Raw genomic sequence first — 11,344 nt, 5'->3', positions numbered from 1 at the left:
AATGTCTTGTAATACTTGTAATAGTTGTCGTTTTTGGTTGTTTCCCTAAAGTTTTTGAGAGGCAACTTTAGGGATTGGGTTGTATGCTACCTTTATTAGAATTTCATAACTCCGTCTGCTTCCGAATCCTCGCTTTCAAATAGATTATCGAGTTCAGAAATACTTATTTTGTCTTGTAAATTGAAATCAGATGGAGTGAAGTCTGCATCTTCTTTAGTTTCACAATGCTTGATGACTTCTTTTAGATTTTCAATAAATAAGTCTGCAAGTTTTTCAATGGTTTCTTTATCGTATTGCTGATCAGAATAGTCCCATGAAATTCCTAGCATGTTATTCATTATAGCTCCTTTTACAACAAGTTTTTCACGCATTGGATAGCTTTCATTGATATGATGACCTGTATTTTCTGGTGCGCCTAAGAACCAATTACTTTTGTTAATTACATTGTCCATTTGTCCTAAGTAATTGAATACTAAATCCCAAGAATTGTTGGCTAATGTTGTCGTAGTTCCTACCTCTTTGTTTAAGTATTTTAAACATCCGTATCCTAATCCTTTGTCAGGAACGTTTCGGATTTGCTCTTTTACAGATTTTATTAAGTTGCCTATCTCAGTTGTATTGTTATGCAATAGCAATGGATATTTACTTGTAAACCATCCTGTAGTATTGCTTATATCTATACTTTCGTCGATCGCTTCTCGTCCATGTCCTTCTAATCCTATTACAACACTTTCTCTTGCTGTCCAATCGCAAATCGTTTTAGACAATACTGTTAATAAGATATCGTTGATTTCTGTATTGTAAGCTTTGTTTGTTGATTTGGTTAGTGTTGTTGTTAACGCTTCATCAATGTTTACAATTACCGTTTGTATCGTAGCTCGTTTTTGTGCATCATTGTTAAGGTCTGCTTCAAAAGGCACATATGCTTTTTTGATCGTTTCCCAATATTCTTGTTGCGCTATAATTTTGTCTGAATGTGCATAGTTTGTTAATGCTGTTGCCCAATCTCTATATGAGTTCGTTTTTAATCCAAGTTCTGCGTCTACATTTTGAATGAATGCGTCAAGGATTAACTCCATTTCATCTAAAATGGTACGTAATGAAACTCCATCTACAGCTAAGTGATGAAAACTGATAAAGAATCTATTGTGCTCTTCAGTATTTGGTGTTTGAATTAGTGTGAAGTGTGCTAAATCACCTTCTTCTAAATTATTTTTTTGTTGTACTTCTTTACAGATTTCAGTAATACGTTCGCTTACTTTTGAAGTTTCCATTGAAGAAATATCATAGTAGTTACAATCGCCTTTACTTTCACCATACGATTGCTCCCATTTTCCATCAGTTTTTGTGAACTTTAATCGCAAAGTATCATGTCGTTCTACAATTCTGGCTGTCAACATTTTTATATGTGATTCACTTACATTTTTGTCTATCTTGAATAATAGATTCATGTTGAAGTGATTCATGTGATCGTTTTCTTCTTCAAAATACCATTCTTGAATTGGTGTTAATGGTAATTTTCCTTCTAAGATTCCTTGTTCAGCAACGTTCTGTTCATTGATTTGATTTTCCAATACTTCTGATAGTTCAGCGATTGTTTGGTGATCAAATAAGTCTTGTACTTTAAAGTTGTGTCCTTTTCGTTTTGCTCTACTTACAAACTGAATTACGATGATAGAATCTCCTCCAAGTTCAAAGAAACCATCATTGATTCCTACCTTTTCTACATTCAGTAAGGAAGACCATATTTCGCATAAGTCTTCTTCTACTTGATTTCTTGGTGCTACATATTCAGTAGATTGCTCATAATCGCCTGGCTCTGGTAATGCTTTTCTGTTTACTTTTCCATTGCTTGTTAATGGCATTTCGTCTATTGCAATATACATGCTTGGTAACATGTAATCTGGTAAACGTGACTGTAAATATCCTTTTAACCCTTCTTCATCAAAATCGCCTTCCGATACTACATATGCAATAAGTTTGTTGTTTCCGTTTTGATCTTGCTTTACCAATACTTCACTTTGAACACTGTTTCTATGTCCAGAGATTGCTAACGCGATTTCATTTGGTTCAACTCTATATCCTCGTATTTTTACTTGATCATCTACTCTTCCGATAAATACAATTTCACCAGCTGCGTTCAATTGAACTTTATCTCCTGTTTTGTATAAGAATCCATTTCCTGCTTCAAATTTGTTTGGAACAAACTGTGCTGCTGTTAACTCTTCATTGTTTACATATCCTTTTGAAACACCTAATCCTCCAATGAGTAATTCTCCTGAAACGCCTTGTGGACATAATTCCATTGCTGCGTTAACAACATATAATGAAGTTGCTGAGAATGGTTTTCCAATTGGTACACTTGTGTATGCTTTTTCTAAGTCTACTTTGTGTAATAACTTTCCAATAGTAGTTTCCGTTGGTCCATAGTGATTGATAATTTCTATATCACTTCCTGATGCTTTTATCTTTTCTAGAATATCTAACGATAATACTTCTCCTCCAAAGACAATCATTCCCTTTGGTAAGAGTATATTTCCTTCACTTGATAAAGCTTTCCAGTGTGATGGAACTATTTTGATACAATCAATCGTTTTTTCACTAAAGTAACTTTTCAAAGATTCAGCATCCATTAATGTTGCTTTGGTGAATCCATGTAATGTTCCACCACCAAGTAATGCGCCGTAGACAACCGTGTTTCCTAAATCCGCTGAAAGCGAAGACATTAATCCGAAACTGTTTTGTTTACTTAGGTTAACAGTTGCTTCTAATCCTGTATAGTAGTCTATAATGTTTGCATGACTTACCATTACTCCTTTTGGCTTACCAGTAGTTCCTGATGTATAGGTAACGTACGCAGTAGTATCTTTTGAGATTGCTGCTGGTGTGCATTTTTCAATATCTAACTCTAGGAGTTCATCATATTGAATGTCTATAGAGAATATTGGAAGTTCAAATGCAGTTACTTCAAATAGATCATCTGAAATGATCAGTAATGCTTTGATTGCCGCATTGTCTATGATGTATCCTTTACGATCTTCTGGCAATTCGTTGTCAATAAAGACATATCCAGCGCCAGCTTTTAGAATTCCTAACATACATACCATTGACCATTCGTTGGTATCCATCATGATTCCTACTAAATCATTGGAAGCAATGTTGTAATTTTCTATAAGATATTGACCCAATCGTGTAGATCGTTCGTCTAGTTCTGCATATGTTAATTGTGTTTCACCAAATACATAGGCTAGTGTTTCTGGATTGTTTTGTACTTGCTTAGCAAATACATCTAAAACTGTATCCTCTGAAACTTCAACAGTTTCAGTGTTATTGTTAACTTCTAGTAAGTGTGCTTTTTCTTCGTTTGATAAATAATCTATAGTTGCTAATTCACTTTCTGTATTTTCAACAATGTTAGTTAATAAATTTTCAAAATGTTGTCCCATTTGCTGAATTCGAGCTTCACCAAATAAATCGACACAGTAATTGATACTTAACGATAATTTATCATGAAGTTCTTGCACAAAAAATGTGATATCAAATTTTGCAATATGATCTCCTAATTCTAATGTTTTTTCTGTTAACGTAATATCATCTATTAATTGTATTTCCGGATCAGGATTGTTGTTGAATACAAATAAGTGTTGAAATAGTGATGTTCTACTACTATCACGCGCAACTTCAATTTTGTCTACTACTTTTTCAAATGGAACCGCTACATGGTCGTATGCTTCCACAATTGTTTGTCTTACTTTTTGTAGTAATTCTTTGAATGTTGTATCCTTTTCAAATTCTGTACGCAACGTTAACGTGTTTACAAAGAATCCGATTAGTGCTTCTAGTTCTTGATTTTTTCTATTAGAAACTGTTGTTCCTATACAGATATCTGTTTGACTCGTATATTGATAGAATAAGGTTTTGTATGCTGTTATTAATACCATATACAACGTAGTTCCTTCTTCCTGAGCAATTTGCTTTAACTTATCTGTTATATCTTTAGAGATTGTAAAGTTTTTATATGCTCCTTTTGTACTTTGTACAGCTGGCCTTTTATAATCTGTAGTAAGTTCTAATGGTTCTAAACCTGCTAGTTTGTTTTCCCAATAGGCTAGTTTTTCGTCAAATGCTTCACCTACAAGATTGTTTCTATGCCATATTGCATAATCTGCATATTGAATGCTTAATTCAGGTAAAACTGGTTCTACATTTTGAGATTTTGCCTGATAGATTTCTACAAATTCATTGATTAGTAATGATAACGACCAACCATCAGATGCAATATGATGTCGTACAGCTAATAGTATGTGTTCGTCTTCCGTAATTTTTATAACACAAACACGTAACATGTAATCTTTAGCTAAATTAAAAGGTGCATATGTTTGTGCTTCTATAAATTGATCTAATTCTACTCCAGTAGCTTTTACTTCGTTTATGGTTTTGTAATTCAGTTTCCAGTTTGATGCTTCATTGATGCTTTGATATGGTTTTCCATCATCATTTAAGAATACTGTTCGTAATGATTCATGTCTATCTATGATTGTTTTGAAAACATGTGTCAACGTATCAATGTTTACATTTCCTTTGATTGTAAATAATGACGGTTGATGATATGGTGTACTTCCTTTCCAATTGTCTATAAACCATAAACGTTCTTGCGCAAATGATAGTGGAATTTGCTCAGGACGTTCTTGAGGTGTAATTGCAAAGCTTCGGTTTTCTTCTTTATTAGCTTCTATATGAGCAGCTAATTCGGCAATTGTTGGATGTTCAAATAAATCGGCAATAGAAACTTCCATTGTCTTTTTATTTTTTATTTCTGAAATTAATCGAATTGCCAGTAATGAATGTCCTCCTAAAGCAAAGAAATCATCGTTGATTCCTACTTTTTCTACATTTAGTAAGGAAGACCATATTTCGCATAAGTCTTCTTCTACTTGGTTTCTTGGTGCTACATATTCAGTAGATTGCTCATAATCGCCAGGTTCTGGTAACGCTTTTCTGTTTACTTTCCCATTGCTTGTTAATGGCATTTCGTCTATTGCGATATACATGCTTGGTAACATGTAATCTGGCAAACGTGAGTGTAAATATCCTTTTAAGCCTTCTTCATCAAAATCGCCTTCCGATACCACATAAGCAATAAGTTTGTTGTTCCCGTTTTGATCTTGCTTTACCAATACCTCACTTTGAACACTGTTTCTATGTCCAGAGATTGCTAACGCGATTTCATTTGGTTCAACTCTGTATCCTCGTATTTTTACTTGATCATCTACTCTTCCGATAAATACAATTTCACCTTCAGTGTTTAGTTGAACTTTATCTCCAGTTTTGTATAGAGATCCGTTACCTGCTTCAAATTTGTTTGGAACAAATTGTGCTGCTGTTAATGCTTCATTGTTTACATATCCTTGTGAAACACCCAATCCACCAATCAGTAATTCTCCTGAAACGCCTTGTGGACATAATTCCATTGCTGCGTTTACAACATATAATGAGGTTGCTGAGAATGGTTTCCCAATTGGTACACTTGTATATGCTTTTTCTAAATCTACTTTGTGTAATAATTTTCCAATAGTAGTTTCCGTTGGTCCATAGTGATTGATGATTTCTATATCACTTCCAGATGCCTTTATTTTTTCTAGAATGTCTAACGATAGTACTTCTCCTCCAAATACAATCATTCCGTTTGGTAAGAGTATATTTCCTTCACTTGATAAAGCTTTCCAGTGTGATGGAACTATTTTGATACAATCAATCGTTTTTTCACTAAAGTAACTTTTCAAAGATTCAGCATCCATTAATGTTGCTTTGGTGAATCCATGTAATGTTCCACCACCAAGTAATGCGCCGTAGACAACCGTGTTTCCTAAATCCGCTGAAAGCGAAGACATTAATCCGAAACTGTTTTGTTTACTTAGGTTAACAGTTGCTTCTAATCCTGTATAGTAGTCTATAATGTTTGCATGACTTACCATTACTCCTTTTGGCTTACCAGTAGTTCCTGATGTATAGGTAACGTACGCAGTAGTATCTTTTGAGATTGCTGCTGGTGTGCATTTTTCAATATCTAGCTCTAAGAGTTCATCATATTGAATGTCTATGGAGAATATTGGAAGTTCAAATGCAGTTACTTCAAATAGATCATCTGAAATGATCAGCAATGCTTTGATTGCCGCATTGTCTATGATGTATCCTTTACGATCTTCTGGTAATTCGTTGTCAATAAAGACATATCCAGCGCCAGCTTTTAGAATTCCCAACATACATACCATTGACCATTCGTTGGTATCCATCATGATTCCTACTAAATCATTGGAAGCAATGTTGTAATTTTCTATAAGATATTGTCCTAAGCGTGTAGATCGTTCGTCTAATTCAGCATATGTTAATTGTGTTTCACCAAACACATAGGCTAGTGTTTCAGGATTGTTTTGTACTTGTTTAGTAAATACATCTAAAACAGTATCCTCTGAAACTTCAACAGTTTCAGTGTTATTGTTAACTTTTAGTAAGTGTGCTTTTTCTTCACTTGATAAGTAATCTATAGTTGCAATTGTTTCTTCCGGATTAGTTAAAACAGCGCCTACTAATTGTTTGAAATGCACAATCATTTCTTTTATCATTTTTTGCTCATATACATCTGTATTGTATATAACATCAAAGAATAAACAGTTTCCAACCCAACTGTAAATGATTGCTAAATCTACTTTAGAAACAATAGTTCCATAATCGAATATTTTATCAATCTTATTCGAATCTACATAGAAATCTTCTGCTTTTTTATCTGCATCAGGAAATCCAATAATTATATCAAATATTGAACTTCTCGATGGATCTCTTACTAAATCAATATCTTCTACAAGCAAGTCAAAAGGATATTGCTGATGATTGAAGCTTTCTAACGCATTTGATTTTACATCAGCAAAGAAGTTGTTGAAACTTTTTGAGGCATCAATTTCATTTTTTAGTGCTAAGGTGTTTACATAAAACCCTATTTGATTGTCTAAATCTACATGACCTCTTCCCGCGACTGGTGTTCCTACAATGATTTCAGTTTCTCCAGAATATCTATTGAATAGTGCATTCCAAGTTGCGACCAATCCCATGTATAAACTTCCGCCATTTTCTTTACAGTAATGTTGTAAGTTTTTTGTCATTTCAGGAGAAAGATACGCGCCCAATTTATGCCCATTGAACGTTTTTGTTTTGGGTCTTATTTTTTGACTTGGTAAGTCTAATACAGGTAAGTTTCCTGAAAATTTATTTTTCCAAAATTCTTGGTGTTTTGTATATGCTCCGCTTTTTATTTGTTCTTGTTGCCAAGCTGCATAGTCTTTGTATTGAATTCTAAGCGCTGGTAAGTTTGCTGTTGTTCCTTCTTGAAATGCATTATAGTATGCAAATGTTTCATTGAATAATACTTCCATAGATAACGCATCTCCAATGATGTGATGCATATTGTAATACAAGATATATTCTTCTGCTTTTACTTTGAATAGACATACTCTAAATAATGGTCCAGTTGCCAAATCAAAAGGAATATGCGCATCTGCTGCCATATGGTTTTTCACCAAAGTAGTACTCTCAGGATTATCACTAAGATCTTTATAATCAATAGTAAAGTCTAAATCTTCTTGCTTTAAAATCCATTGCCTTGGATCACCAGCTTCATTTTTTCTAAATATTGTTCTTAGAATTTCATGTCGATTTATAACTGCATAAATTGCTTTTTTGAAGTTTTCAACATTGTATGTTCCATCTAAGTATAAATCTGAAGGAATGTTATATGCTACAGCACCTTCTTCAAAGTGATTTAGAATCCACAAACGCAATTGTGATGATGATAATTCATAACTTTCTTGCGTTTCCAATTTTGGAATTTCCTGCATTAAGCCATCATCTACAGCATTTTTTTCTTGTGCTAATAGATAGTTTTCAAGAGCCGTTTTGTTCTCTTTTATCTCATTGATGAGTTCTTTATCTATACGGTTATTGTCTTTTGCAAAAATCTTAAGTTTACCATTCTCAAGTTTTAGTAATAACTTATTTTCTATTATTTTTTTTAGAATATGTTCCATATAAATGTTATCTGGTGGTTAATTTCATTTCTTTTCAATCCTGTAAGGCGTTTTTGAAAAGAAATAAGAGAAGGAGTATGTTTGTTTAAATTTTTTTTATATATCTAATTCGACTAGGTTGTCTTCATTCATTGATTCTTGTTCTAGCAAGAATGAAATTTCTAATCCTGAACTGTTAATGGTTGGTTTGCTGAAGAATGATTTGAAGTCAATTTTCACTCCAAATTCATGGCTTATTTTATTCATTAGTTTCATTACTAATAAACTGTTTCCACCTAAAGCGAAGAAATCATCATTGACACCTACTTTTTCTCTGTTTAGTATTTCTTCCCAGATTCCAACTAGTTTTTCTTCTACTTCAGTACTTGGTGCAACGTAAGCAACTTTGTTTTCTGTTTCCTTTGCTTTTAAATCGATTAGATATTTTGTATCAATTTTTCCGTTGATCGTCATCGGGATTTTATCAATTTGCATCATTGCAGTAGGAATCATATACTCTGGAAGCTTGTTGGCTAAATCTCTTTTTAACACGTTTCCGTCTATATGTCCTTTCGTAAGTAAAAACGCTGTAAGTTCTTTATCGTCGTTTGCAGTTTTTGTAACTAATACTACAGCTTCTTCTATTTCATCATTGGCTGCAAGTAGTTGTTCTATTTCACCAAGTTCTATACGATATCCTCTAATTTTTACTTGATTGTCGATTCGTCCTAAGTATTCAATGTTTCCATCAGGAAGCCATCTTGCCAAATCGCCTGTTTTATAGATACGTTCTTCCGCTTTTTGAAGCGTTTGTGTTACAAATTTGCTTGTGTTTAGTTCAGCTCTATTTAAGTATCCTTTCGCTAATCCTTCACCAGCAATTACTAATTCTCCAGAAACTCCAATTGGACATATTTGACCGTTTGTATCTAAGATGTGAATTTTTGTATTTGCAATTGGTTTTCCGATAGCAATGTTTTCTTCTCCTTTTTCTATTTTTTTCACTACACATCCAACAGTAGCTTCCGTAGGTCCGTATTCGTTATAGATTGCTATGGTATCTTTTAACGCATATACGTTTTCTATTTGTTGCTGTGTTAATGCTTCTCCTCCACATATAATAGTTTCTAGTTGCGTAGCTTCAATTTTTAACTCACTTAGTACTGATAAATGCGTTGGTGTAAGTTTTAGAGTGTCTATCTCAGGATTATTGAAACTTTCTGTTAGCAATTCATAAATGTCTTTTTGACTACTTCCTATCGAAAGTTGCTTCCCTCTTGTAATACTTGTGAATAAAGCAGTAATTGTTAAATCAAAAGAAACAGATGTGATTAATCCCCAATTCCCAGAACTTTCATTTTTGAAATAATAGTTGTTTGCCCAATTGATATAGTTTATTAGATTTTTATTGGTAATTAAACATCCTTTTGGATTTCCTGTTGATCCAGATGTGTAGATACAATACGCAACATTTTCTAGATCGTAGTTGGTTTCATATGTTGCTTTTCCAGTATATATTTCAGCTGTAGCTGGATCAACATGTGTTACTTCTGGTAATTCGCGCTCTTTAGCAGCAGCATCACAAACCAAGAGTTTACTTTGTGTGTCTTCGATGATAAATTGAATTCTTTCATCAGGATAACTTGTATCAATTGGAATATAATATGCTCCCGTTTTTAAGATTCCAAGTATTGAGATAATAAACGAATCTGAACGTTCTAATAATACACAAACTGCATCTCCTTTGCTTACTGCATGTGTTTTTGTTAGATGGTTCGCAAACTGATTTGCTTTTGTATTTAATTCTTGATATGTGATTTTTTCACCTTCAAATACAATTGCAGTAGCTTCTGGGTTTTGCTCTACTTGAGTTTCAAATAATTCAACTACTGATACTATTTCTGGCAAATCACTTTCTGTTGCATTTGAAGCAGCAATTATATCCTTTTCTACATCAGTAATAGTTGGCGTATTTGATTCTTCTAAATTGTTATTTTTAAAGTATGCTTGTAGTTGCGTTTCTAATATGGAAACTGCTAATGTGTTATATTTTGCTTGATCGTAATATGTAGTTATTTCTAAACGATCTCCTAAATCTATACAGCTTAGTTTTAGTTCAAATTTATCTTGTACTCCATAGTTATCCACTATTCTTATGTTTCCACCTTTTGTATAATTGATGTACTCGTAACAATAATTGAATGCTGTTTCGTTTACTCCTTTATTTTCTCTGTCTAGTGAGAAATAATCTGCCCAATCTGCAAGTTCACCTAGTTGTGTTTTTGCACTTTTGACAGCTTCCAGTAATGATTCTTCTGATTTTGTATACGTAAATGGCAATCGCTTTGTGACTGAACCCAACGTATTTTTTAATTCCTCATAGTTTCTGTCAAAAGGAACGTAACCTATAGTTAGTTGATCTTCTGTATATGAAGCTAAATAATTTGAAAATTGAACTAATAGTATTTCTGAGAGTTCAATTTCATTGGTTTCACAATATGTTTTTATTTTCACGTATTGAGTTCCTTCAATAGTGATTACTTTTCCTTTTATAGGCGAAAAATCAGCTGTAGTTTTCGTTGCCAATGGAATTATAGCTTGAGCTGCTTTGTAGTTATGAGCTTTCCAGAAATTGATCGCGTCATCTTCTGCTTCAGTTAGCAATTCATTTTGCCATGCACAAAAATTTAGAAAATCTACTTTTTCTACTTCCTCAGCAACATATGCTTCTAAATTGTCAATTGCTTTCGTTAATTCTTCTTTGAAATATACTACACTATAATGATCTCCCCATAAAGCATATAATCGGATTGCTAAATAGTGTACACCTTTCCCTGTTGTTGCGCCACAAAAACGTATTGGCTTGTGGGAAGCAACATCATAGTTGGTATTTAATGTTGCAGTTATTGTTTCAACAAGATTTGTTTCATCAAGCTTCACTTCTTCATAGGCAATGTCTTGGTTTTCTGCTGCAACTTGCAATGGAAAAGTGAATTTTTTATCGTTATGAATATGAAACGATAATACTTCATGCTTTTGTATTACTGCGCTGATGGCTTTTTTTAGCGTTTCTGATGCTATTGCCGTTTCGAATTCTAGTACTAGTTGGTTGTAGCATACTTGTTGGCTATTATTTCCTAATTGCCATACGTTTTTTTGATTTTCAGAAAACTCGTATCCTTGAACATTCTCTACAATATTCGAATCCATAATTTATAGTTTAATAAGTTAGTCTAATTGGTTTTTGTTCTTTTAAAAAAGAACTTTAGTAGTTAATTGATTTACTT

The 11,344-nt window shown here is 33.2% G+C and carries 2 protein-coding genes; both read right to left on the bottom strand.

Going from position 1 to position 11,344, the window contains the following annotated elements; translation table 11 throughout:
• Positions 1–95 precede the first annotated feature (95 nt).
• On the bottom strand, positions 96–8,078 hold the full coding sequence (locus tag ACUUYC_RS17360) for an amino acid adenylation domain-containing protein (RefSeq protein ID WP_474267938.1): 7,983 nt from the start codon (positions 8,076–8,078) through the stop codon (positions 96–98).
• Positions 8,079–8,174: 96 nt separating this feature from the next.
• Positions 8,175–11,267: an amino acid adenylation domain-containing protein gene (locus ACUUYC_RS17355; RefSeq protein WP_474267937.1), complete on the bottom strand. Its 3,093-nt coding sequence runs from the start codon at positions 11,265–11,267 to the stop codon at positions 8,175–8,177.
• Between the last annotated feature and the right edge of the window lie 77 nt (positions 11,268–11,344).

Source organism: Kordia sp. E, assembly GCF_056033805.1.
The sequence above is the reverse complement of the archived record's forward strand: the minus strand, read 5'-3'. Positions and strand labels throughout refer to the sequence as shown.